General features: G+C 63.6%; 20 protein-coding genes. 14 read left to right on the top strand and 6 right to left on the bottom strand.

The features are described 5' to 3' along the window. Positions 1 to 188 precede the first annotated feature (188 nt). Entirely contained in the window at positions 189 to 1,034 is an 846-nt protein-coding gene (kdsA, locus tag O3298_RS03035; protein ID WP_034750794.1) for a 3-deoxy-8-phosphooctulonate synthase, read from the top strand. 61 nt (positions 1,035 to 1,095) lie between these two features. Here kdsA and argA read toward each other — a convergent pair whose 3' ends face one another. Further along, the gene (gene argA / locus O3298_RS03030; RefSeq protein ID WP_046685875.1) at positions 1,096 to 2,406 is read right to left on the bottom strand and encodes an amino-acid N-acetyltransferase; all 1,311 of its coding nucleotides are present in this window, start codon (positions 2,404 to 2,406) and stop codon (positions 1,096 to 1,098) included. A gap of 56 nt (positions 2,407 to 2,462) precedes the next feature. Here argA and hrpA point away from each other — a divergent pair, with 56 nt between their 5' ends. Further along, entirely contained in the window at positions 2,463 to 6,668 is a 4,206-nt protein-coding gene (gene hrpA, locus O3298_RS03025) for an ATP-dependent RNA helicase HrpA (RefSeq protein ID WP_305058495.1), read from the top strand. A 48-nt stretch (positions 6,669 to 6,716) separates the two neighbouring features. Here hrpA and O3298_RS03020 read toward each other — a convergent pair whose 3' ends face one another. After that, positions 6,717 to 7,307 carry a PRC-barrel domain-containing protein gene (locus tag O3298_RS03020; RefSeq protein ID WP_305058494.1) on the bottom strand — a complete coding sequence of 197 codons (591 nt, stop codon included), beginning with the start codon at positions 7,305 to 7,307 and terminating at the stop codon, positions 6,717 to 6,719. A gap of 239 nt (positions 7,308 to 7,546) precedes the next feature. On the opposite strand from O3298_RS03020, the gene O3298_RS03015 reads away from it, so the two are divergent. From O3298_RS03015 to O3298_RS03005, 3 genes are all read left to right on the top strand, one after another. Beyond that, on the top strand, positions 7,547 to 8,743 hold the full coding sequence (locus O3298_RS03015) for a PHB depolymerase family esterase (protein ID WP_305058493.1): 1,197 nt from the start codon (positions 7,547 to 7,549) through the stop codon (positions 8,741 to 8,743). A 305-nt stretch (positions 8,744 to 9,048) separates the two neighbouring features. Beyond that, positions 9,049 to 10,263 (top strand): MFS transporter, encoded by a 1,215-nt coding sequence (locus O3298_RS03010; protein WP_305058492.1) that lies wholly within the window; start codon positions 9,049 to 9,051, stop codon positions 10,261 to 10,263. Positions 10,264 to 10,346: 83 nt separating this feature from the next. Beyond that, complete coding sequence (locus O3298_RS03005; protein ID WP_305058491.1) at positions 10,347 to 12,386, top strand: GNAT family N-acetyltransferase; 2,040 nt, start codon at positions 10,347 to 10,349, stop codon at positions 12,384 to 12,386. Between the two features lie 66 nt (positions 12,387 to 12,452). On the opposite strand, the gene O3298_RS03000 is transcribed toward O3298_RS03005, so the two are convergent. Further along, positions 12,453 to 13,718: a putative Na+/H+ antiporter gene (locus O3298_RS03000; protein WP_099666919.1), complete on the bottom strand. Its 1,266-nt coding sequence runs from the start codon at positions 13,716 to 13,718 to the stop codon at positions 12,453 to 12,455. 205 nt (positions 13,719 to 13,923) lie between these two features. Between O3298_RS03000 and imuA the strand changes: the two genes are divergently transcribed. The 4 genes from imuA to O3298_RS02980 all read left to right on the top strand — a co-directional run bounded on the left by imuA (position 13,924) and on the right by O3298_RS02980 (position 17,696). Beyond that, complete coding sequence (imuA, locus tag O3298_RS02995; protein ID WP_305052876.1) at positions 13,924 to 14,634, top strand: translesion DNA synthesis-associated protein ImuA; 711 nt, start codon at positions 13,924 to 13,926, stop codon at positions 14,632 to 14,634. Beyond that, on the top strand, positions 14,564 to 16,051 hold the full coding sequence (locus O3298_RS02990; protein ID WP_305058490.1) for a DNA polymerase Y family protein: 1,488 nt from the start codon (positions 14,564 to 14,566) through the stop codon (positions 16,049 to 16,051). Before imuA ends, O3298_RS02990 begins: the two co-directional genes overlap by 71 nt. A 79-nt stretch (positions 16,052 to 16,130) precedes the next feature. Then, a complete protein-coding gene (locus O3298_RS02985; RefSeq protein WP_251350362.1) occupies positions 16,131 to 16,835 on the top strand; it encodes a glutathione S-transferase N-terminal domain-containing protein in 705 nt (234 codons plus the stop codon). A gap of 84 nt (positions 16,836 to 16,919) precedes the next feature. Further along, a complete protein-coding gene (locus O3298_RS02980; protein ID WP_305058489.1) occupies positions 16,920 to 17,696 on the top strand; it encodes a S9 family peptidase in 777 nt (258 codons plus the stop codon). Positions 17,697 to 17,698: 2 nt separating this feature from the next. Here O3298_RS02980 and O3298_RS02975 read toward each other — a convergent pair whose 3' ends face one another. Both O3298_RS02975 and O3298_RS02970 read right to left on the bottom strand, forming a co-directional pair. Further along, a complete protein-coding gene (locus tag O3298_RS02975; protein WP_305058488.1) occupies positions 17,699 to 18,487 on the bottom strand; it encodes a hypothetical protein in 789 nt (262 codons plus the stop codon). Between the two features lie 78 nt (positions 18,488 to 18,565). Next, a complete protein-coding gene (locus O3298_RS02970) occupies positions 18,566 to 18,916 on the bottom strand; it encodes a hypothetical protein (protein WP_305058487.1) in 351 nt (116 codons plus the stop codon). A 221-nt stretch (positions 18,917 to 19,137) separates the two neighbouring features. On the opposite strand from O3298_RS02970, the gene O3298_RS02965 reads away from it, so the two are divergent. The 5 genes from O3298_RS02965 (at position 19,138) to coaD (ending at position 24,679) form a co-directional block, all read left to right on the top strand. Then, positions 19,138 to 19,599, top strand: a complete 462-nt coding sequence (locus O3298_RS02965; RefSeq protein WP_099666924.1) for an Hsp20 family protein — start codon at positions 19,138 to 19,140, stop codon at positions 19,597 to 19,599. 278 nt (positions 19,600 to 19,877) lie between these two features. Then, the gene (locus O3298_RS02960) at positions 19,878 to 21,392 is read left to right on the top strand and encodes a Do family serine endopeptidase (protein WP_305056060.1); all 1,515 of its coding nucleotides are present in this window, start codon (positions 19,878 to 19,880) and stop codon (positions 21,390 to 21,392) included. A 51-nt stretch (positions 21,393 to 21,443) separates the two neighbouring features. Next, positions 21,444 to 22,103, top strand: coding sequence for a response regulator transcription factor (locus O3298_RS02955; protein ID WP_034783312.1), 660 nt, complete (start codon positions 21,444 to 21,446; stop codon positions 22,101 to 22,103). A 2-nt stretch (positions 22,104 to 22,105) separates the two neighbouring features. Continuing rightward, a complete protein-coding gene (locus O3298_RS02950; RefSeq protein ID WP_289911481.1) occupies positions 22,106 to 23,446 on the top strand; it encodes an ATP-binding protein in 1,341 nt (446 codons plus the stop codon). An 87-nt stretch (positions 23,447 to 23,533) separates the two neighbouring features. Continuing rightward, positions 23,534 to 24,679, top strand: coding sequence for a pantetheine-phosphate adenylyltransferase (coaD, locus tag O3298_RS02945; RefSeq protein WP_305058486.1), 1,146 nt, complete (start codon positions 23,534 to 23,536; stop codon positions 24,677 to 24,679). Between the two features lie 6 nt (positions 24,680 to 24,685). On the opposite strand, the gene O3298_RS02940 is transcribed toward coaD, so the two are convergent. After that, positions 24,686 to 25,282, bottom strand: coding sequence for a 2-hydroxychromene-2-carboxylate isomerase (locus O3298_RS02940; protein ID WP_305058485.1), 597 nt, complete (start codon positions 25,280 to 25,282; stop codon positions 24,686 to 24,688). Positions 25,283 to 25,319 lie beyond the last annotated feature (37 nt).

Genomic DNA, 25,319 nt, shown 5'->3' with positions numbered 1-25,319 from the left:
GTGATTATAAGGCACTTTGCGCCTGCCCTCGCGGGGCCGTCGCGGCCTGGCGACAAGCCGTTTGCCGCGCCCTTGCGTTGGATCAAATTTGATCTGCGCCGCCCTAGCTAGTAAGATGCCTTATCGCGCCAGCCGCTGGCGGCGCCTCTTCCAACCAAGTAGTAATAATTAACCAATATGGAATCCCTATGACCTCAGTGAAAGTCCATGGCATCGATGTCAGCAATACAGGCAGCTTTGCGCTGTTTGGCGGCATCAACGTGCTCGAATCGCGCGATCTCGCCATGCGCGCTTGCGAAGAATACGTGCGCGTCACGCAAAAACTGGGCATTCCATATGTGTTCAAGGCCAGTTTCGACAAGGCCAACCGTTCATCGATCCATTCCTACCGCGGCCCGGGCCTGGAAGAAGGCATGCGCATCTTCCAGGACGTGAAGGCGGCGTTCGGCGTGCCCGTCATTACCGACGTGCATGAACCATGGCAGGCGCAGCAGGTGGCCGAAGTGGTGGATGTGCTGCAATTGCCCGCCTTCCTGGCGCGCCAGACGGACCTTGTCGTGGCCCTGGCGAAAACCGGTAAAGTCATCAACATCAAGAAGCCGCAATTCCTCAGCCCTGGCCAGATGGCCAATATCGTCGAAAAATTCAAGGAAGCGGGCAACGATCAATTGATCCTGTGCGACCGCGGTACCTGCCTCGGCTACGACAACCTGGTGGTCGACATGCTGGGCTTTGGCGTCATGAAAAAGACGTGCGATGACTTGCCGATCATCTTCGACGTCACGCATGCGCTGCAGCAGCGCGACCCCGGCGGCGCCGCTTCGGGCGGCCGCCGCCAGCAAGTGGCGGACCTGGCCCGCGCCGGCCTGGCTGTCGGCATCGCCGGCCTGTTCCTGGAAGCCCACCCCGATCCCGACAACGCCCGCTGCGACGGCCCCAGCGCCTTGCCGCTGGACCAGCTGGAACCGTTCCTGGCGCAATTGAAGGCGCTCGACGACCTGGTCAAGTCGTTTGCCCCGCTGAACATCAAGTAATGGTGTTTCAGTAAAGGTGTTTCAGTAAAGAAAAAGCCCGGCATGCCGGGCTTTTTCAGTTTTACAGTGTCTTGATCAGCACTTGGGATTTACGTTGCCAGTTATACATATGCTGGCGGTCCTTCGGCAAATCGTCGACGGTAGCCGGCACGAAGCCGCGTTTCTTGAACCAGTGCGAGGTGCGCGTGGTCAGCACGAACAGCTTGTTCAGGCCAGCGGCGCGCGCGCGGTTTTCCATGTGTTTCAGGATGCGCTCGCCGTCGCCCTGGGCTTGCACTTCCGGGTTGACCGTCAAACATGCCATTTCTGCCATCTTTTGCGCGGGGAACGGATACAGGGCGGCGCAGCCGAAGATCACGCCGTCATGCTCGATGACGGAGAAATAATCGATTTCGCGCTCGATCAGCTCGCGGCCCCGCTTCACCAAAGTGCCGTCCGCTTCCAGCGGTTCGATCAGTTTGATGATGCCGCCCACGTCTTCGATGGTGGCCTGGCGCAAGCTTTCCAGGTTTTCATGGCTGATCATGGTGCCCACGCCATCATGGGTAAACAATTCCAGCAGGGCGGAACCATCCATCGAGAACGGCACGATGTGCGAGCGCTCGACGCCGTTGTGGCATGCTTTGACGCAATGTTTCAAATAAAACGCCGTGGCGTCTGGCAAGAAGCCGGCCATCAGCACGGCTTCGGCCTGGTGCGACGACAGTTCGCGGATTTCCACGCCCGTCGCGTCTTCCATCATCGGTGTTTCCGTGATGAAAATCAGCTTGTCCGCGTGCAGGGCGATGGCGGCGCTGCACGCCACATCTTCCATGGTCAGGTTGAACGCTTCGCCCGTCGGCGAAAAACCCAGCGGCGACAGCAGCACCAGGCCGTCCGAACCGAGGATGGAATGGATGGTTTCGGCGTCGACCTTGCGCGTGATGCCCGTCAGTTCCAGGTCCACGCCATCGATCACGCCCAGCGGGCGCGCCGTGATGAAGTTGCCGGAAATGATACGGATGGCTGCATGCGACATGGGCGTGTTCGGCAAGCCCTGGCTGAACGCGGCCTCGATATCGAGGCGCAGCTCGCCGGCGGCTTCCTTCGCACATTCCAGAGCGGCAATATCCGTGATGCGCACGCCGTTGTGGAAGCGGCCTTCGACGTTACGCAAAGCCAGTTGTTCCGCCACCTGCGGCCGCGAGCCGTAGACGACGGTGACATTGATGTCCAGCGCATGCAGCAGGGACAAATCATGGGCCAGCACCTGCAGCGCCCCGGCGCTGACGAGTTCACCGGGGAAGGCGACCACGAAGGTCTTGCCGCGAAAGGCGTGGATGTAGGGCGCGACTGAGCGCAGCCATTGGACGAATTGGGTAGGGTTTTCCATTAAGCGCATTATAATTCGCTGCGCGATGTGCGCGCTTAAAATACCTGTAAAAAACAATGTCTTCAGCCAGCAATAAGTCTTCCCCTCCTTCCACCGTTGCAAATGTGCCCGCCAGCGGGGATGTTTCCGCGCCTGCGCAGGGCCGCCCACGCCCGCCCGTGAGCCAGCAAAGGCAGCAAGCGCCGCGCGCGGAACAGCAGAAACAGCAACAGCAGCAGCGATCGGGAGAGGGCAAGCCCCAGGCCGCGCGCCCGCCGCGCGAGGGGCAGGAAAGCCGCGAAGCCCGCGATGCGGCCCGCGCCGCGCGCGAAGCGGAAAAGGCTTTCCGCAACCCGCTGCCGCCGATCACGTATCCGGAAGACTTGCCCGTCTCGGGCCGGCGCGCAGAAATCGCCAAGGCCTTGACGGAAAACCAGGTGATCATCGTCTCGGGCGAGACGGGTTCCGGCAAGACGACCCAATTGCCGAAGATTTGCCTGGAACTGGGACGCGGACAGAAGGGCTTGATCGGCCACACGCAGCCGCGCCGCATCGCCGCCTCGTCGACTGCCAAGCGCATCGCGCAGGAACTGGGCACGCCGCTGGGCGAAACCGTGGGTTTCAAGGTGCGCTTTGCAGACACCTTGACGAAGGGCGCATCCGTCAAGCTGATGACGGACGGTATCTTGCTGGCCGAGACACAGACCGACCCGTTGTTGAAAAATTACGACACCATCATCATCGATGAAGCGCACGAACGCAGCCTGAACATCGACTTCCTGCTCGGGTATCTGAAGCAGCTGCTGCCGCGCCGGCCCGACCTGAAAATCATCATCACCTCGGCCACCATCGACGCGGAACGCTTTGCGCGCCATTTCGGCACGCCGGAAAAGCCGGCGCCCGTGATCGAAGTGTCGGGCCGTTTGTACCAGGTGGAAGTGCGCTACCGCCCCGTGGAGCGGGAGCAGGTGGCCATGCCGGGTGCCGGCGCGAATGCGGACAAGCCGGGCCAGCGCACGGCCGCCGCGCGCGAAAAGCGCGATTTGATGGATGCCGTCGTCGATGGCGTGGAAGAGCTGTGTCGCATCGGTTCGGGCGACGTGCTGGTGTTCTTGCCGGGCGAGCGCGAAATCCGCGACTGCGCCGAAGCGCTGCGCAAGCACCACCCGCCGCATGTGGAGATTTTGCCCCTGTTCGCCCGCCTGTCGGCCGAAGAGCAGGAGCGCGTGTTTAAAACCAGCAATGCGCGCCGCATCGTGCTGGCCACCAACGTGGCGGAAACCTCGCTGACGGTGCCCGGCATCCGCTACGTGGTCGATGCGGGTCTGGCCCGCGTGAAACGCTACAGCTACCGCAACAAGGTGGAGCAGCTGCAGGTCGAGCCGATCGCCCAGTCGGCCGCCAACCAGCGCGCCGGGCGTTGCGGCCGCGTGGCCGACGGCGTCTGCATCCGTCTGTACGAAGAGCAGGATTATTTGCTGCGCCCGAAATTCACGGAGCCGGAAATCCTGCGCTCCTCCTTGGCCGCCGTCATCCTGCGCATGAAGTCATTGCACCTGACGGACGTGGAAACGTTCCCCTTCATCGAGCCGCCGCTGGCGCGCGCGGTGGCCGACGGCTATCAGCTGTTGCAGGAGCTGGGCGCCGTCGATGAAGTCAATAAACTCACGCCGCTGGGCAACAAGCTGGCCAAGCTGCCGCTGGACCCGCGCGTGGGCCGCATGATCCTGGCCGCGCTCGACAACGCCTGCCTGACGGAAGTGCTGATCGTCGCCTCGGCCCTGTCCGTGCAAGACCCGCGCGACCGCCCGATGGAGCACCAGCAGGCGGCCGACGAGGCGCACAAGAAATTTGCCGACGAAAAATCGGAATTCCTCAGCTATCTGAAAATCTGGCGCTGGTTCGAATCCGCCATCGAGCACAAGAAAACCAACCGCCAGCTGCAAGACAATTGCCGCACGAATTTCCTGTCGCAGATGCGCTTGCGCGAATGGCGCGACGTGCACTCGCAGTTGTTGACCATCGTCAAGGAACAGGGCTGGCGCCTGAACGAAGCACCCGCTACCTATGATAATCTGCACATGGCCTTGCTGACTGGCTTGCTGGGCAATATCGGCTTCAAGGGAGAGGACGAGCCGGGCGCGGGCTACCTGGGCGCGCGCGGCATCAAGTTCCATATCTGGCCCGGTTCCTCGCTGCTGAAAAAACCGGGCAAGTGGATCATGGCGGCCGAGCTGGTCGACACGACGCGTTTGTACGCGCGCTGCGTGGCGCAGATCCAGCCCGAATGGCTGGAAAAGGTGGGCGAGCACCTGCTGAAGAAATCGTGGGGCGAGCCGCGCTGGGAAAAACGCTCGGCGCAGGTGACGGCGTCCGAACGGGCTACTCTTTATGGCCTGGTGGTGTACAGCCAGCGCCGCATCAATTACGGCAATTTCAACTTGCCGGAAGCGCGCGAAATCTTCATCCGCGACGCCCTCGTGGGCGGCGACTTCGATACGCGCGCGCCGTTCTTTGCGCATAACCATAAACTGATCAAGGACATCGAAAACCTCGAGCACAAATCGCGCCGCCTGGACGTGCTGGTCGACGATGAACTGATCTCCGCCTTCTACGACAAATTGCTGCCGGCGGACGTGTGCAATGGCGCCGGTTTCGAGAAATGGCATAAAGAGGCCATACGCGACAACCCGAAGCTGCTGTACCTGAACCGCGAAGAGCTGATGCGCCACGAGGCGGCCGGCGTGACCACCGACCTGTTCCCGAAAACCATGTCCGTGACGGGCCTGGAAATGGGCCTCACGTACCATTTCGAGCCGGGCAGCGTGCGCGATGGCGTGACGTTGTCGGTACCCCTGTATGCCTTGAACCAGTTGCCGCGCGAACGCTGCGAATGGCTGGTGCCGGGCATGCTGAAGGAAAAAGTGCATCTGCTGCTCAAATCGCTGCCGCAAAAGCTGCGCCGCCACTGCGTGCCGCTGCCCGATTACGCGGCGAAGTTCTGCGAGCGCGTGCATGCAGCGGGCGTGTTTGGCCGCGGCGACCTGATCGACGCCATCATCCTCGACATCCGCACGCAGATCACGATCAATGTGCTGACGACGGATTTCAAGCCGGAAACCTTGCCTGCCCATCACTTCATGAATTTCAAGGTGATCGACGAGCATGGCCGCCAGCTGGACATGGGCCGCAACCTGGCCACTTTGCAGGCGGAATTCGGCGGCCAGGCGCGCCAGAGTTTCCAGAAACTGGCCGAAGTGTCGGGCGTGTCCGGCACGGGTACGCCCGGTGCCAAGGTGGCGGGCGCGCAAGTGGCGTCGCGGCTGCAGGCGCAAGCGCAGGGTGCCAGCGCGGCGGCAGGCAAGGGCGGTGCGCCGGCCAAGGGCGCAGCCGCCGCTGCGGCGCCGGTGTCAGGCAATGCCACCGTTTCGCAGCACATGGGCTTGACGGGCTGGACCTTTGGCGAATTGCCGGAGTTGCTCGAAATCGTGCAAGGCAAGCTGACCCTGATCGGCTTCCCCGCGCTGGTCGACAAGGGCACGCATTGCGACCTGGAAGTGTTCGACGATCCGACGGTGGCCGCCCGCACGCACAAGGTGGGGTTGCGCCGCCTGTTCGCGCTGCAAATGAAGGAGCAAATCAAGTACGTCGAGAAAAGCATCCCCGGTTTGCAGCAGATGGGCATGCAATTCATGGCCCTCGGTTCGCAGGAAGAATTGCGCGAGCAAATCATCAACAAGGCGCTCGATATTGCTTGCCTGCAAGATCCGCTGCCGCTGGACGCCGCCTCGTTCGCCAAGCGCCAGGCGGAAGGCAAGTCGCGCCTGGTCTTGCTGGTCAATGAAATCGCCCGTTTGCTGTCGCAAGTGTTGACGGAATTCCACGGCTTGCCTAAGCGCCTGCAGAATATTCCTGCGGCGGCGGCCACCGATATCCAGTCGCAGCTGCAGGGACTCGTGCATAAGCGTTTCCTGACGGAAAACGAGTACACGCAGCTGGCGCATTTCCCCCGTTACTTAAAAGCGATCAACGTGCGCCTGGAAAAGCTGCGCGCCGATCCCGCGCGCGACACCAAGTTGATGGCCGAGTGGCAATCGGCGGCCGCGCCGTATTTGCGCCAGGCCAAGGACCGCCAGGCCGGCAAGAACACGGACCCGAAACTGGTCGACTTCCGCTGGATGCTGGAAGAGCTGCGCGTTTCGCTGTTCGCGCAGGAATTGCGCACGCCGATGCCTGTTTCCGCCAAGCGCCTGCAGAAGGTATGGGAGTCCATGCAGCGCTAGGTTTTTTGCCCCCGGCCCACGCGTAGGCTGCATGACGCGGTTTTACCGCTAGTCCGGCTGGCGTTGATCCTGCTCATCATCGCCGAGCGATGAGCGCGAGCCACCCTGGCTGCTGCCCGTGCCGGCGCGGCTGCCGCTCATGGAGGTGCCGGACATGCTGCCTTCGCTGCCCGATTGCAGGCTGGCGCTGCCGCGCAGGTCGCTGCCCGATGGCATGCGGCTGCCTGCCATGGCGCCGCTGCCGTAGCGCGTGCTGCTGCCATAGAAGGCTTCCATCTGCTGGTTCCACGCTTCGCTGCCCATGTCGGGCCAGTTGTTCTTGTCGAAGCCGGGTGCGTCTTTCAGCAAGTCTTTGTCCACGTTGAGCAGGAAGCGTTTGTTGACGGTGTCCAGGGTCAGGCGTTCCCAGGGTACGGCAAACAGCTTGTCGCCCATGCCCAGGATGCCGCCGAAGGACAGCACGGCATAGGCGATCTGGCCCGTGCGCATGTCGAGCATGATTTCCTTGATGTCGCCCAGTTCCTCGTCGTTGTGATTGTAGACATCGTCGCCGAGCAGGGTATCTGCCCCCATCAGTGCCGGCCCCGGGCCGTCGTGGTTGCGGTACATGCCCAGGATGTCGCGGTCCAGATAGCTCATGGTGTTCTCTCCTCTGGTGAAGTGCGGATCGAACATCCAGATTAAGCATGCGCACGAGGTCGCGCTTGATCTGCCTCAATCGTGCCAGCGGCACTTTTATCCGTGTGCAAACGTACGGTGTTGCCAGACAATTGCGGTACTCTATGCATTCTACGGAGGAGGCCGCACATGCTGACGATGCAACGATGCAGTGGGATGAACTTGCGGTACGCTCCACCACGCCATGCGCGCCGCTTGCCATGGTAAAGCCCGCCACCAAATGGCTGCGCGGGCTATTGCGCGCCGGTAAGGCGCAGCAGCGCACGGCCAGCAAGCTGGCCAAGGTGCTGTTCGGGCCCGTGCCGGCCAAGCCCAAGGCCAAAGCCCGCAGCAAGGTCGTGGCCAAGACCACGCAGGCGAGCCACAAGCCGCGCGCCAGGCCCGCCAGCGACGCGCTGCCCGCCCTGGCGCCCTTCGGCACGCCCCTGTCGCCCCCGCGCGTGCGCAAGCGAACGGCGCCCCCGCCGGGCAAGTGGCTGGCCGCCCACTATGCGCCGTTGCCGGAACTGGGGCAGTTGCCGGGCCGGCGCCTGCCATATTTCCTGTACCTGCCCGAGAAGGCGCCGAGCGCCGCCATGCGCAGCCGGGGCCGGCCGCTGCTGGTGATGCTGCACGGCTGCGAGCAGAGCGCCACGCAGTTTGCCGAAGGCACGCGCATGAACCGCCTGGCCGAGCGCAAGGGCTATGCCGTGCTGTATCCGCAGCAATCGCTGCGCTCGCATGCGCGCCGCTGCTGGAAGTGGTACGACAAGCTGACGCAGGACGGCGGCGGCGACGTGCGCCTGATCGTCGGCGCCATCGAGCAGGTGGCAGCCCGCTATGCGATCGACCGCGCGCGCATCTATATCTGCGGCATTTCCGCCGGCGCCGGCATGGCGCATATCGTGGCCCTGAACCATCCGCAGCTGTTTGCCGCGCTGGGCCTGCATTCCGGGCCCGTGTTTGGCGCCGGGCATAACCTGATCGGCGCGCTGGGCGTGATGCAGCATGGTGCGGCCGCCCGCGCCGACGCGGCCATCGATGAAGTGCTGGCGCGCCAGCCCGCGTTTCCCCGCCTGCCCACCATCCTGCTGCAAGGGCTGGCCGACAAGGTGGTGCGGCCCATCAACCAGACGCAACTGGTGCGCCAGAGCGTGCGCGTCAACCGCTTGCCGGTCGATACCGTGGTGACGGCGCAGCGCCTGCCTGGCGGCGCGGCGGGCGGACGCAATCCGGCCCATGCGTATGGGCTGCACGATTATCAGGTGGACAAGCAGGTGCTGCTGCGCGTGGCGCAGGTCGAGCACCTCGAGCACGCCTGGAGCGGCGGCGACGCCAGCCTGCCGTTCAACGACAAGGCCAAGCCCGACGCCAGCAAGATGCTGCTCGATTTCTTCGCCAGCCACCGCCGCCGATAAGCCGCCGTGCCGCGCGCCGCAACGGTGCGCAGGCACTGGTACGCATCGTTCTTCCCTTCCTTGCAGGGCCGCTGCCGCGCGCCGGCACGCTGGCCGCGCCCTTTCCAGTGCCGATTTCCAATGCCGCAGTAGCAGGGATTTTTCTCAAGTGGTATTGCTGCGGTATTTAAAAATCACAAAAACAGGCGCTAAAAATACTAACTGGTATACAATTGGTACACGTTTTCAGTGAAGTCGTGTCCGCCGTCCCATGCCCCGACAGCCGGTACGCACTGACGGCAGCCACCCACGTTACGGAACGCGCCATGTCCATCAAGTCCAAGCAGTTGCTGTGGTTTTTTGCGTTTTTCCTCGTCTTTGAACTGAATATCTATCTGTCGAACGATATGATCATGCCGGCGATGCTGGGCATCGTCGGCGAGTTCCAGGCGGAGGCGAAATTCGTCCCCTTGTCCCTGAGCCTGTATCTGCTGGGCGGCAGTTCCCTGCAGATATTCCTGGGGCCCCTGGCCGACACCATCGGCAAGCGCAAGCTCGTGTTGACCGGCAATACCTTGTTCCTGCTGGCCACGTTGGCCGTGCCATTGACCGCTTCGATCGAGCAATTTCTCGTCGCGCGTTTCATCCAGGGCATGGGCTGCTGCTTCATCTTCGTCGGCTATGCCATGATCCATGAACTGTTCGACGACATGGCGGCCGTCAAGCTGAGCAGCATTCTGTCGAGCACCACCATCCTCGCGCCCCTGGCCGGCCCCATCCTCGGCAGCGCCATCATCAGCCGGCTGGACTGGCGCTACGTGTTTTTCCTCTCCGGCCTGCTGGCGCTGCTGTCCTTGCTGGGCCTGTGCAAGACCATGCCGCGCACGCCGGCGCCGGTCGCTCGGCTGGACCTGGGCGCCATCGCGCGCAGCTATGGCGCCATTTTCAGCAACCGGCGCTTCATGTTCGGCATGTTCACGGCCGGGCTGGCCACCGTGCCCCTGACGGCCTGGATCGGCTTTTCGCCCCTCTTCGTGCTGCAGGAAATGGGCGCCTCCTACGCCACGTATATCGCGCTGCAATGCGTGATCTTGTCCGGCTTTGTGCTCAGCAGCATCGCCATCCAGCGCCTGCGCCAGGATTTCCCCCTCGTGTCCCTGCTGCGCCTGGGCGGGCTGATCGCGGCCGCCGGCATGCTGGGCGCCGGTGCGGGCCGCCATCATGTCGACGTGTTTGCGGCCTGCATGTTTGTCTATTCCATCGGCTTCGGCCTGTTCAACGGCGCCCTGATCCGCAGCGCGATCACGGCCAGCAAGGAATCGATGACCTTGACGACAGCCGCCATGAGCTTGCTGTACTGCATTTATCTGTCCGCCTGGCTGCAGCTGTACAACGTGCTGTGCCAGCGCTTCGGCTATGCGCTGGAAACGTATGCGCTGCTGAATATCCCCGTCATCGTGGTCATCACGGCCTGCCTGCTGCTGTTTACACGGGGCATGGCGGGGCGCCGGGAAAGCGAGGTGCTGCTCGCCCGGCACTGATGGCGCAACGATGCGCATGTTGTCGACCTTGTTTTATCTCCTGCGACGTTTATTGACACTCTCCTGCGGAAAATGGTGCGCCCATGAAAATAGATGACCTGGCCTCGAAACACGATCAAGCAAAGATTTTCAACCTGGAATACGAGTTCCGCATCAACCGGCTGAAACTCGATTACATCACCCTGGCCGATGTCAGGCCGGCCGGCAGCGACCTGGAGCAATTGGCAGCGGAGCACCAGGCGGGCATCGCCGCCCTGCGCAGCTTCGTTGCCCTGAACTTCAATCATTTCAATGCGGCAAGCTGTTCCTCGCTCAGCTGCATCCCCACGCGCGCGCTCGGCGAGGACGAGCGCTACCTGCACCGCATCTGGATGGGCGGACCCTTGCCGGCCATCGCCTGCGAGGCGATCCAGCAGTGGGGCGCGGCGCTCGACGACGTGCGCTGCAACGGCGGCGCGCCGTATGTCTCCATCCTGTGGGTGTGGGATGCGCAGCAGCTGCGCGATGACGAGCGCTTCAGCCCCACGGGCGGCGCCGGGCGCTACACGATAGGCCGCTACGACATCGGCGGCACGACCCTGCATATCAATTCGCTGCGCGCGCTGGCGCTGGACTTCGCGCCGGCCCGCTTCGATATCCTCGATACCCTGCATACGCAGCGCTATTTCGCCACCTTGTCCGATTATTTCCGCATCCTCATCATGTGCGAATACGGCGGCCTGTATATGGATGTCGATACGATCCCGCACAATCCGGCGACGATTTTCCTGATGAAGCCGGAAGTGCCCGATTATTTCCAGCGCAAGGATGATGACAGCGAAGAGCGCCGGCATGTCAGCTGGATGAATCTGTTTCTCGATGAAACGGGTATGTTGATCGCCAAGAAGAACGATGCGGCGCTGCGTGTGATCCAGCGCAATGTGAACCGCGCGTATGCGGACATCGACCAGCAGATTCCCCGTTCCTGCCCGCAATTCGAGGCGCGGCTGTTCGGCCAGTTCTATGCCGAATGGAAGAAAAACCTGGGCGTGACCCTGCTCAGCCATGCCGAGTTTTACCAGCGCTATTGCGTGCTGTATGACGGCGCGCGGGAAGCGGTGGCGGGCGGCATCCGCGGCATGCGCCTGCTGGACGATATCATTACCGACATGCACATCCCCTTGAGCGACGAGGAGCGGCGCGCGTATGCGCGCTGCGTGGCGCGGCTCGACGAAATCGGCTGGCAACTCGACGATCCTTTGATCTTGCCCAATATCGTCGACGTGTTCGATATCGAGGAAGTGCCGCGCATGGCGTATGCTGCCCAATTGCGGGCAGATATCGAGCATTTCCACTATTACTCGGTGCTGTCGGACGATCCGCAGCTCGATCGCGTGAATGACGTCTTTTGCCGCTACCTGCTGGCCCATCGTTCGCAGCATATTGCTGCAGGCAACTTCTGGCGCCCCACCGTGGGCCGCCACGGCAGCCGCATGCCAACCGCTGGCGATACCGCCCCGTCCGGCGACGAAGTTCAGGCTCAGGCGGGCTTGCTGTCGCATGCGCCGCTCACGCTGGTGCCGGGAGAACTGCTGGGCGACGAGGCAAAGAACCGCATGGCCAAATTGCTGTTTGCCACCAGCTACCTGGAATACTGTTCGTTCGGCAATAAACTCAATCTGCAGTTCGTCGAATTGCAGCGGCGGCAGAACATCGACCCGTACCTGGCGCACATCCACGGCCTGCATGACGAGGACGGGCGCTTCATCGGCTTCTTTACGGCCGCGACGATGGACGAGTTCCAGGCTTGCGGCGCCGTCTCGTATTACCGCGATGACATGAAGGCGCTCGACGATGCGTATGACGCCTTCGTGCTCGCGCATGCGCGCGCCGACGACTGTTTCGTCAGCAGCTTGGCCATCGACGAAAAATACCGGGGCCAGGGTTTATTCAGGCAGATGTTCCATGAGATCCGCGACCTGTCCAGCCGCAAGGGCTGCGCGCGCATCACCCTGACGGTGTGGGAAAAGAGCGAAGCGCTGCAAGTGTATCTGCACAAGGGTTTTCGCAGCGTGGGCACGTTCGACTATGCCTACAGCCTGTTCTATGACCGGCTGCATTTCCTCGTGTATGAAGGAAACTGAGGAAGGTAACTGAGGAGGGAGAACGAGGGAGAACAGGGGCGGCCGGCAGCCGCCCCGTGTAGTGTCTTACAGGGCCAGGAAGGCCAGGCCCGCCACGGCCGTCGGCAGCAGGGCACCCGCCAGCAGGCCGACGGCGCCGATCGATTCATCCTTGAAGCCGCGGCGCAGCAGGGCCACGCCGGCCGGGTTCGGCGCATTGGCGATGACGGTCAGGCCGCCACCGGCCACGGCGCCGGCCATCAACATGTATTTCGCTTCGTCCGTCATGCCGACGATCAGCGAACCGAGGTAGGTGAGGGCTGCATTGTCTGTAATCGCCGTCAAGCCCAGGGCGCCGAAGAACAGGGCCAGCGGTTTCAGGCTGGAAACGATGGGCTGCAGCCACCATTGCTGCATGCCGCCCAGCACCACCAGGCCGCCCAGGAAGAAGCCGACCAGCAAGCCTTCCTTGAGGATCAGCGGGCTTTGATAGCGCTCATACGCCTGCACGAAGCCGAGGAAGAACAGGAACAGGCCGATGAACAGCACGGGATGGTGCGCCAGGGTGACGACGCCGGCCAGCACGATCATGTGCACCAGGCTGACGGCCAGCGGCACTTTCGGCGCTTCCACTTCGCCAGCCTTCGGCTTGATGTCGGAGGTGTTGCTGTGCAGATATTTGCGCAGCAAGATGCTCACGCCCGTGGCGTTGACCAGCACGGCGATGGCGGCCTTCCAGCCGAAGTGGGTGGCCATGTAGGCGCTGTCCCAGTTCCACGTGGTGGCCACCATCAGCACGGGCGGCGCCGCGTACGAGGTGAGGGTGCCGCCGATGGAAACGTTGACGAAGAGCACGCCCAGCGCGCCGTATTTCAGCCATTCAGGGATGCCCGGGCGGAAGATTTGCGGCGCCAGCATCAGCGCGGCCAGGGTCATGGCGGCCGGTTCCGTGATCAGGGAGCCCGTCAGGGGCACGAGCGCCAGGCCCAGCCAGACGAGGGCCAGTTCCGTGCGCAGCGGCATCACGCGCGCCACGCCCTTCAACAGGCGCTGCACGGCGTCGAGCACGGGGCGCGAGGCGGCCACCACCATGACGACAAAGACGAACAGCGGCTCCGTGTAATGGCGCGACTCGGCATACTCGATGGCCGCATCGCCGCCCGAGACAAAGGCCATGATGATGATCAAAATGAAAGCCCAGAAGCCGAACACGACTTCCACTTCGCCCAGCAAATGCAGCAAGCCCGCATGGCGGGGATGGCGCCGCGATAATGTTTCAAACGACTTGGCGGCGAAGGTATGGATGAGCGCGAGGCCGAAGACGATGGCGCTGATGAGTTGGATGGTGGTCAAATGCGTTTCCTTATGGACGGAGGAAGCCGCCCGGTGCATTGCCGAGCGGTAAGGAGAGTGCTTATGGTACAGCAATCGATGTGAAAAACGGTGTTTTTCGGACGTCGCGGGACGGCCCCCGGATGGGGATGCGCAGATATGCCTTGCCAAAAGGGGGACTGGATAGTACTGTATATGCATACAGTATTCATCTTCATATTCAATTATGCAACATTCCCAATTGATGGCCTCGCCGGAAGCCTTGCACCCGTCCCTGTGGCGCGCATCGCAGCTGGGGCAGGGCGCCACGCGCTGCCTGGACACGGGCTTTGCCGCCCTGTCCGCGCAGCTGCCCGGCGGCGGCTGGCCCTGCGGCAGTCTCATCGATCTGCTGGTGCAGCAGCCGGGCAGCGGCGAAGTGCGGCTGCTGGCGCCCGCGCTGGCGCAGCTGCCCGGCTTGCCCATCGTGCTGCTGCAACCGCCCCACCCGCCGCAGGCGCTGGCCCTGGCCGCGCAGGGGCTGGCGCCGTCGCAACTGCTGTGGCTGAAGAGCGCCGGCAGCAAGGATGCCCTGTGGGCGGCGGAAAACATCTTGCGCAGCGGCACGTGCGGCGCCTTGCTGTTCTGGCAGCCGCACGTGCGCGCCGACAGCCTGCGCCGCCTGCACCTGGCCGCGCAGTCCGGCAACACCCTGTTCTGCATGCTGCGCCCCTTGCATGGCGCGCAGGATGCGTCGCCGGCGCCGCTGCGCCTGTCCGTGCGCCCGGCCGCCGGCGGCATCGAGATCGGCTTCATCAAGCGCCGGGGACCGCAGCGCGACGCGCCCCTGTTCCTGCCCCTGCAACCTCCTTCATTACTGCTACGCCATGCGACTCTGGATCGGCCTGTACCTGCCCCGGCTCCCGCTCGAAGTGTTTTGCCCGCGCTGGTCGGCTGACCTTCTCGGCGTGGTGCTGGAGCAGGAGCAAGTGATGGCCGTGTCGCCGCTGGCGCGGGCGGCGGGCATCCGGCCGGGCATGCGCCGCGCGGGCGCGCTGATGCTGGCGCCGCAGGCGCGCCTGCACGAGCGCTCTTTGGCACTGGAGGCGCAGGCGCTGCAAGCGGTGGCGCTGGCGCTGCTGCAATATTCGCCGCTGGTGGCGCAGGGCGAGGAAGCGACCCTGCTCGTCGATGCGGGCGCCAGCCTGCGCCTGTTCGGGGGCGTGCGCGCCCTGTGCCGGCAGATTGCGGCCAGCTTGCGCGCGCTGGGCTACACGGCTCAGCTGTCGTGCGCCCCCACGGCGCGCGGCGCCTGGCTGCTGGCGCGCGCCGGGACGCGCCGGAGCCGCGTGCTGGGCATGGCGAGCCTGGTGCGCCGTCTCGACGGCTTGCCATGCGCCTTGCTGCCGCCCGCGCGCCCCTGGCTGGAATGGCTGGACGGCATCGGCTGCCGCACCCTGGGACAGTTGCGCCACTTGCCGCGGCCCGGCTTGCAGCGCCGCTGCGGCGGGGCCTTGCTCGACATGCTCGACGATGCGCATGGCCACGGCACGGAACTGTACCTGTGGCTCGAAGCGCCGCCCACGTTTTGCGCCAGCCTGGAACTGTTCGACCGCGTGGAGCACGCGGAAGCGCTGCTGTTCGGCGCGCGCCGCCTGCTGCAGCAAATGACGGGCTGGTTGTGCGCGCGGCAATTCGCCGTCGAACGCATCCAATTGCTGCTGGCGCACGAGCGGGGCAGGGTGGCGCGCCCGCCCACCGTCATCGACCTGGCCCTGGGCGAGGCCGTCTGGCGCGACGAGCATTTATTGCGCTTGCTCAAGGAACGCCTGGCGCAGCTGGTGCTGGACGCGCCCGTGATCGGCCTCACCCTGGAAGCGCTGCAGGTGCAGCCGATGGCGCCGCCCAGCGACACCCTGTTTCCCGAGCCGGGCGGCACGCCGCAGGAGCGCCAGCGCTTGCTGGAATTGCTGGTGGCGCGCCTGGGCGCCGAGAATGTCTTGCAGGCGGCGCCGCGCGCCGATTATCGCCCCGAGGCGGCCAACCAGTGGCTGCCGCTGCCGGCCAAGCCAGGCGCACAAAACGCGCAGCCGGACTTGCCGCCCGGCTTGTCCAGCATGCCCCGTCCCGGCTGGCTGCTGGCCCAGCCCATCGCCCTCCTGATGCGCGAACACCGGCCGTTTTATGGCTCGCCGTTGAAAATGGTGTCCGTCGCCGAACGCATTGAGGCGGGCTGGTGGGGGCAGTCGCAGGCGCGCGATTATTTCATTGCCGAAGGACTCGATCACGCCCATTACTGGGTCTACCGCGAACGCATCGCCGGCAGCGGAGAAGATGCCGCGCCGCGCTGGTTTTTGCATGGCTTGTTTGGCTGAATGCGTTGTCCTGCTGAAACTGTCATGCTTGGCTATACTTGCCTGCTTGTGCCACGTCATACACCTCAAAAGGATTTCCATGTCCCAACTCTCCGACTTCCCCATCACCCAAAAATGGCCTGCCCGGCATCCCGAGCGCTTGCAGCTATACTCGCTGCCGACGCCGAACGGCATCAAGGTCTCCATCCTGCTGGAAGAGCTGGGCCTGGCGTACGAGCCGCACCTGGTCAGCTTCGAGCAAAACGACCAGCTGTCGCCCGCCTTCCTGTCCCTCAATCCGAACAACAAGATTCCCGCCATCCTCGACCCGGACGGTCCCGATGGCAAGCCGCTGGCCCTGTTCGAGTCGGGCGCCATCCTGCTGTACCTGGCCGAGAAAACGGGCAAGTTCATCCCGCAGGACGCGGGCTTGCGCTATGAAACGATCCAATGGCTGATGTTCCAGATGGGCGGTATCGGCCCCATGTTTGGCCAGGTGGGCTTCTTCCACAAATTCGCCGGCAAGGATTACGAGGACAAGCGGCCGCTGGAACGCTATATCGGCGAAGCGAAGCGCCTGCTGGGCGTGCTCGAGCAGCGCCTGCAGGGCCGCGACTGGATCATGGGGAGCCAGTATACGATTGCCGACATCGCCATCTTCCCGTGGGTGCGCTGCCTGGTGGGATTCTATGGCGCGGGCGACCTCGTCGGCTTTGCCAACTTCCCGAACGTGCAGCGCGCGCTGGACGCCTTCCTGGCCAGGCCAGCCGTTGCCAGGGGCGTGGATATTCCCAAGCGTGATTGAGGCTTGCCAGCCGCCAGCGGCGACGGCCGGGCGGCGCTACAATGCGCCATCGGCCGCCCTGCGCGGCAGCTTTGATCTGAGACAATGAAATCCACCCGGCAAGATTTTCCCGGCGCGCACGGCCATGTGCTGGCGGCGCGGCTCGATGCGCCCGACGGCGCCATCCGCGCCTATGCGCTGTTCGCCCACTGTTTTACCTGCGGCAAGGATGTGCTGGCCGCGCGGCGCATCGCGCAAGGTCTCACGGAACACGGCATCGCCGTGCTGCGCTTCGACTTCACGGGGCTGGGCGCCAGCGAAGGCGAGTTCGCCGCCACCAATTTTTCGTCGAACGTGGACGATCTGGTCGCCGCCGCTGATTTCCTACGGGCAAAACATGCCGCGCCGCAATTGCTGATCGGCCATAGCCTGGGCGGCGCGGCCGTGCTGGCCGCCGCGTCGCAAGTGCCGGAAGCCACCGCCATCGCCACCCTGGCCGCGCCCAGCACGCCCGCGTACGTGACGCGCATGTTCAGCGAGCACCTGGAGCAAATCGCCGCCGAAGGCGAAGCGCTGGTGCAGCTGGAAGGGCGGCCCTTCCGCATCCGCCAGCAATTCGTCGACGACGCGGGCCGCCACAGCCTCAAGTCCCACATCACCGGCCTGCGCCGCGCCCTGCTGGTGATGCATGCACCGAACGACACGACGGTCAGCCTGTCGAACGCGATGGAGATCTTTACGGCGGCCAAGCACCCGAAAAGCTTCGTTTCGCTCGACGATGCCGACCACCTGTTGACGGGGCGCGACGACGCGGCCTATGTCGCCAACGTCATCGCTGCCTGGAGCGCGCGTTACCTGCAGCCAACGCCTCCTGCGCCATAGTTTCAGCTGCCCGCAGGCGCGGCCAGTTTTTTCCTGACAAGCAGAAACAGGATGGCGCCCAGCGGCAAGGAGGCGACGAATGTCCAGGGCTGGTAGGCGCTGGTGCCGGCGGCAACGCCAAACAGCTGGATGGCGATGGGCAGGAACAGGTATTGTCCCGTCGCCCAGTTGAGCGACAGCCGGCCGAAGCCGATGCTGATGAACAGCAGCCAGGGCCATTTCCTGACGGTCAGCCTGCTGCGCAGGCATAACACCAGGGTCGACAGGATCAGCAAGGGAGAGAGGATGGCAGCGCCGAGCACCACGTAGTGGCGCAGCGATTTGCCGCGCAGCGTGAAGGTCGCCTGCTGTTCCAGCGATGCGGTCTGCGGCGCCACGCTCAAGCCCATGATGGTGGCGTCAGTGCCATATTTTCTCAGCGTGATGGTGCTGACGATCCATTTTTCCGGATAGGCATACTCGAAGCTGACACGCAGCAATTGAGGCATATCGCGCTGCTCGATGCGCTGGTAGCCCACCACCTTGACGGACAGGGGTTCGCTTTGGGGGAAGGCGGCGCTCAAGGCGGGCAGCGCCTGGCGGATTTGATCGCCGTTGTTGCCCGGCTCGGTTGCCATGCGTACGTAGTCCAGCTGTTTTTCGCGCAGCAGGTCGCTGTAATGCCGCGCCAGCTGCTGGTCTTGCAGCGGCACTATCTGTTCAAAGTCCTTGATCAGGTCGGATTGTTGGCATCCGGTCAGGATGCAGAGCAGGACAGGCAGGGCGCAGGTGCGCAGAAAGAGCAGGAGCATGGGTAGAGAAAGCAAGGAGACAATGAAAAACGCCGCCCCTGCAGTGGCAGGTGCGGCGCATGATGGGGCGGAAATGGATCAGTCTTCGTCAAACTCCGCCGAAAGATCCTTCCAGCCCTTGCTCACGGCAAAGGCGGAAAATTCCTCGGGCGCTTCCAGGACGATCAGTTTCTTGTCTTGCAAGCCCAGGTCGCCATGACCGAAGTCGGGGCCTACGTAGCCAAGGCCGCGCAGGCGGGCCAGGATGTGGCCGACCAGGGTCTTGTCCTTATAGGCGCCCGTTTCGAGCGGGGCGGCGAAATCGACGTAGACGTCGATGATGCCGTAGCCTTCGTCGAAGATGCGGATGGCCTTGATGTCGTGGGCACGGCCGGAGCCGTCGGTGGCCTTGAAGGGGCCGCTGAGCTGGATGTCGGTGTCATTGTTCATGCCGCCAGCATACACCAAAAGCCGACCCTGCATGAGGGGTGTCATGCAACCCATCGCTGGATGGGGCATGTAAAAATTTCTTACAAATTCTTTGCCGTCTGGGGCGTTTTTTGCCAATTTCAAGGCCTTGAAAGGGCGTTGGCAGGCCGTATATCGGTAACAGGCGGATGCTCATGGTGAGGTCCGCCCCTCTTATCGCTTTAATGAAAAGGATATTTATCATGCGTACTTTTGACCTTGCTCCCCTGTACCGTTCTGCCATCGGCTTCGACCGCCTAGCACAATTGCTCAACGAACAGCGCGCCGATGCGCAGCCCAGCTACCCGCCCTATAACATCGAACTCGTATCGGAAGACAAGTACCGCATCGTGATGGCATTGGCCGGCTTCTCGCGCGAAGAGATCGACATCATCACGGAACGCGATTCCCTGCACGTCACGGGCCGCAAGCAGAAAGATGGCGTCGAGCGCACGTTCTTGCACCGCGGCATCGCTGCCCGCGATTTCGAACAGCGTTTCCAGCTGGCCAACCACGTGAAAGTCACGGGCGCCACGTTTGAAAACGGCATGCTGACCATCGACCTGGTGCGCGAAGTGCCGGAAGCGCTGAAGCCGCGCAAGATCGAGATCGGCACCACCACTGGCGCCACCGTCAGCGCGCTGGAACAGCGCCAGGCAGCCTGAGCTGAGCTGAGCTGATTTCGGCGCCACGCGCCGGCATTGGCGGGAGGGAATATTCCCTCCCCATGCAGTAAAATACTGGCCGGTCAATCCGGCCAGTGTCACGTCCGGAGCCCGTTCGGGCCGCATTCAGGGCTTCCATTGGTTGCCCATGATACGCAAGATTAAACCCCGCTTAAAGGCGCAAATGCCTGTTTCCAAATGGAAAAATGTTAAGCACCGCCTAAGACTCGTGGCCCACTATTGCATACATCAAAATCTCATTGAATGAGGAGCAATTCATGGAACAGCAAACGAATACCGCATCGCTGAAAATCAAACGCACCGTAGCCGCGTTGGCCGCGATCGGTGTGCTGGGCGCCGGTGGCGCCATGGTGATGCATCAGAACAATGCCGGCGCGAATGCCGCCGCAGGCACTCCCGCCGCACCCGTGGCCGCCGCCGTGGCGCCTGCAGCAAGCGCGCCGCTGGTGGCCTTGCCCGACTTTAGCCAGATCGCCGCGCGCAACAGCCCGGCCGTCGTCAATATCAGCGTCACGGGCAGCACCAAGGTGGCGTACGATCCATCGGCCCAGGCCGGCAATGACGACTTCGGTAACGACCCCTTCCTCGAATTCTTCCGCCGCTTCCAGGGCCCGCAAGGCGGGCAGCGCGGCGGCCGCGACGTGCCTACGCACGGCCTCGGTTCCGGCTTCATCGTCAGCCCCGACGGCATCATCATGACGAATGCCCACGTGGTGCGCGATGCGCGCGAAGTGACCGTCAAGCTGAACGACCGCCGCGAATTCCGCGCCAAGGTGCTGGGCACGGATCCGAAGACGGACATCGCCGTGCTGAAGATCGACGCCAACAACCTGCCCATCGTGCCGCTCGGCCACTCGAGCGACCTGAAAGTGGGCGAATGGGTGCTGGCCATCGGTTCTCCTTATGGCTTCGACAGCACGGTGACGGCTGGCGTCGTCAGCGCCAAGGGCCGTTCCTTGCCGGACGACAGCAATGTGCCGTTCATCCAGACGGACGTGGCGGTGAACCCCGGCAACTCGGGCGGCCCCCTGTTCAACACACGCGGCGAAGTGGTCGGCATCAATTCGCAGATCTACAGCCAGACGGGCGGCTTCCAGGGCTTGTCGTTCGCCATCCCCATCGACCTGGCCGGCCGCATCAAGGACCAGATCGTTGCAACGGGCAAGGCCAGCCACGCCAAGCTGGGCGTGACGGTGCAGGAAGTCAACCAGGGCTTTGCCGACTCGTTCAAGCTGGCCACGCCGGAAGGCGCGCTGGTGGCCAACGTGGAGCGGGGCAGCCCGGCCGACAAGGCTGGCCTGAAGTCGGGCGACGTGGTGCGCAAGGTGAATGGCCAGCGCATCATCGGCTCGGCCGACTTGCCGGCGCTGGTGGGCACGTCTTTGCCAGGCGACAAGATCAGCATGGATGTCTGGCGTGACGGCAAGATCGTCAGCCTGACGGCAACCCTGGGCAATGCGGCCGACAAGGTGGCCGAAGTGGCGAAGAGCGACAGCGCCGCCGGCAAGGTAAAGCTGGGCCTGGCCCTGCGTCCGTTACAATCGGATGAAAAACGCGAGGCGGGCATCAGCGCCGGCCTGCTGGTGGAAGATGCGGGCGGCGCCGCCGCGAATGCCGGAGTGCAGCCGGGCGACGTGCTATTGTCGGTGAATGGCCGTCCCGTCAACACGGTCGAGCAGGTGCGCGACGTGGTGGAAAAATCCGCGAAGTCGGTGGCCTTGCTGATACAGCGCGGCCCCGATAAGATCTTCATTCCCGTGCGCCTCGGTTGATCTGGCGCAGGATGCAAGGTCGATAAAACAGTCAAGATGAAGGAGTAGGGCATGCGCTTATTGCTGGTAGAAGACGATACGATGATCGGCGAGGTGGTGCTCGATTTGCTGCGCGCCGAGCATTACGCGGTGGATTGGGTCAAGGATGGCGACATGGCCGATACGGCCCTGCAGACGCAAACCTACGACCTGGTGCTGCTGGACCTGGGCTTGCCCCGCAAGGATGGCCTCGACGTGCTGCGCTCGATGCGCTTGCGCAAGCTCGACACGCCTGTGCTGGTAGCCACGGCGCGCGACGCCATCGAGCAGCGCATCGCGGGTCTCGACGCGGGCGCCGACGATTACGTCTTGAAGCCGTATGACCTCGACGAATTGCTGGCGCGCATACGCGCCCTGCTGCGGCGCGCCTCGGGGCGGCCGGAACCGATCTTCGAACACCAGGGCGTCTCCATCAATCCGCTGACGCGCGAAGTGATCGCCGAGGGCCACCCGGTCAACCTGTCGGCGCGCGAATGGGCCGTGCTGGAAGCCTTGATCGCCCGCCCCGGCATCGTGCTGTCGCGCGCGCAGCTGGAAGAAAAGCTGTACAGCTGGAAGGATGAAGTCAACAGCAATGCCGTGGAAGTGTATATCCATGGCTTGCGCAAGAAACTGGGCAGCGACCTGATCCAGAACGTGCGCGGCCTTGGCTACATGGTGCCCAAGGCATGAGGATGAAGGTCACGGTGACGCATTCGCTGCGCGGCCGCCTGCTGTGGTTTTTGCTGGCAGCCATCATCATGGCGGCCCTGGCGCAAGCTTCGATCGCCTACCGCAGCGCCCTGTACGACGCCGACCAGATCTTCGATTACCACATGCAGCAGATGGCCCTGTCGCTGCGCTCCGGCGCGCCGCTGGCCAACCATGCGCAGGCGTTGCCGGCCGACCCCGTCAACAACGACATGGTGGTGCAGGTGTGGACGCCGGACGGCGTGCAGGTGTTCCGCTCGATCACGCGCGCGGAATTGCCGCAGCGCGCCGTGCTGGGCTTTTCCAACGTGAAAGCCAACGGCACGACGTACCGCATCTTTTCCGTGCAAACCAGTTCCCAGACCGTGCAGATCGCCCAGGACATGGCCGTCAGGAAGCGCATGGCCGGCAGCCTGGCCCTGCGCACGGTGGGGCCGATTGCGCTGATGGCGCCTATTTTGATGCTGGTCGTCTGGTGGGTCGTCAGCGGTTCGCTGGCGCCCGTCTCGCGCGTGCGCAAGCAGGTGGCGGCGCGCCAGGCGGACGATCTGTCTCCCGTCTCGGAAGCGGGCTTGCCCGACGAGGTGCGCCCCCTCGTGCATGAACTGAATTTGCTGTTCGGGCGCGTAAAAACGGCGTTCGACGCGCAGCAGCATTTCGTTGCCGACGCCGCGCATGAATTGCGCACGCCGCTGGCGGCCCTGAAACTGCAGGTATTGAGCCTGGAGCGGGCCGAATCCGAGGAAAAACGCAGCCTGGCGATTTCCCGCGTGAGCGCCGGCATCGAACGGGCCACGCGCCTGGTCGAGCAGCTGCTGGTGCTGGCGCGCCAGGAAGCGAGCGCCGCCAGCGGCGACCAGCTGCAGGCGGTGGACTTGAACGATGTCGTCAAGCGCGCGCTGGGCGACATGGCCGGCATCGCGCAGGCGCGCAAGATCGACCTGGGCCTGCATCACATGGACCCGGCCAAGGTGGCGGGGCAGGCCGATGCGCTCAACATCATGCTGCGCAACCTGGTCGACAACGCCATCAAGTACACGCCGCAGGGCGGCACGGTCGACATCGACCTGCGCGCCAGTCCCGTCGGCGTGACGTTATCGGTGGAAGACAGCGGCCCCGGCATCCCGCCCGAAGAGCGCGAGCGCGTCTTCAGCCGCTTCTACCGCGTGCCCGGCACGGACGCCAACGGCAGCGGCCTGGGGCTGGCCATCATCAAGGCCATCGCTGAACGCCACGGCGCGCGCCTGGTGCTGGACAAATCCGAGCGCCTGGGCGGCCTGTGCGTACGCGTGGAATTCCCGCAAGCCGCGAAAAGAGCATTTTGATCATGATCTTTGGCATGTTGCATTGACGCGCGCGCCGTGGCCCTATATTGTCTGCGAAACAAGCAGAACCAGACCACGGAGCGCAGCATGCAGAAGATCGGATTTTCAGGAACCCTCGACCCCATCACCAACGGCCATATGTGGGTGATCGGCGAAGCGCGTTCGCTCGCCGACGAGGTGATCGTGTTCCTGTCGCAAAACCCCGCCAAGAAGCCGCAATTTCCCGCCGAAGACCGCAAGCGCATCATCGAACAGAGCGCGCGCGAGTGCGGCTGGGACAATGTGCAGGTGGTTATCGTCAAGGGCGACTACACGGCGCGCGCGGCGAAGAAGCATGGCTGCGACTACCTGATCCGCGGCATCCGCACGACGGCCGATTTCGACTATGAAAACCTGATCCAGCAAACGAATGTGGACGTGTTGCAGGGCGCCAAGACGATTTTCGTCATGCCCCCGCGCGACCTCGGCTCCGTCAGCTCCAGCTTCGTCAAGGCGCTGGAAGGCCCCGTGGGCTGGAACTGGACCATGAAGAAATTCGTCCCCGGCCCGGCCTACCAGGCGTGGATACTCGACTGCCTGCGCAAGGAGTGGGAAGCGTTGTGGAACTACGCCACCGCGTCCGATGCCGACATCGCGCTGGCGGATCACTGGTTCGCCCACCTGACGGGGCCGCAGGCGTATGGCGGCGCGGACCGCCACTATCACAACCTCGACCACCTGGTGCACGGCCTGTCCGAAATCCGCGTGTGGGCCGACAATACCTATGCGCCCAAGCGCGACAGCGCGCTGGTCAAGAAAGCGTTCTGGTTCCACGACGCCGTCTACAGCCACGATGACGATGCCCTGTATTCCAGCGAAGAGGCGAGCGCCCAGCTGTGGCTGGCCAGCGGCCTCGATGCGGGCGACAACCTTGATGTGGCGCAATTGATACGCGTCACCGACCATTTCCAGGGACCGGGCATCAGCCATCCGCTGAAAGACGCCATGCTCAGTGCCGACCTGGCCATCCTGGGCCAGGATGACGAGGTGTACCAGGCCTACACGCAAGCCATCGGCCGCGAATACGCGCACGTGGACCCCGTGCGCTTCAACGAGCAGCGGGGCCTGGCCCTGCAGCATTTGTGCGGCAAGGCGCAGGCGGGCCAGCTGTTCGGCGATGCATACTTTGCCGACCAGTACAACGAACGGGCCATTGAAAACATGCAGAAGGAAATCGCGGCGCTGGCCGGCTGATTATCGTCAGGGGAGGGCGGCGGCATGCGCCAGCGCATCGTCGAGCCGGTCGTTGCCCCAGAACAGTTCACCGCCGCTGAGGAAGCTGGGGGCGCCGAACAGCTTCAACGCTTGCGCCTGCTCAGTCTGGCGGCGCAGGCGCAGCTTGTTGTCCTGTGTCAAAGCCAGCGCCACGATGGCGCGCGCATCGAGACCCAGCCCTTCCAAGGCTTCGCTGACGGCTTCGAAGTTGTCGATGTCGCGGTCTTCGGCGAAATTCATCGCCATCATGCGGCGCGCAAACGGCGCGATCCAGCCCTGGTCCGCGCCGACCAGGGCCACGCGCATGGGCAGCAGGGCCGCGCGGGGAAAGGAACTCGGTTGCTGCCATGGCAATGCATACTTTTCGCACTGGCGCGCCATGTCGCGCCACGTGTAGTCGCCCTTGATTTTTTGCAAGACGAACGGCGACGTTTCCCAGCCCAGCGCCTTGAAGACGACGCCCAGCAGGAAGGGTTTCCAGATCACTTTTACCTTCTTTTCACGCGCCAGCGCATCGATGCGCATGGCGCTCAGGTAGCTGTAGTTGCTGCCGAAGTCGAACCAGAATTCCAGTGTGGCCATGGTCTCTTTTCCATGCGGTCGCGCAGGGTTGATTCCT

It is taken from the genome of Janthinobacterium sp. SUN137 (assembly GCF_030587265.1).
Classification (GTDB): Bacteria; Pseudomonadota; Gammaproteobacteria; order Burkholderiales; family Burkholderiaceae_D; genus Janthinobacterium; species Janthinobacterium kumbetense.
The sequence above is the reverse complement of the archived record's forward strand: the minus strand, read 5'-3'. Positions and strand labels throughout refer to the sequence as shown.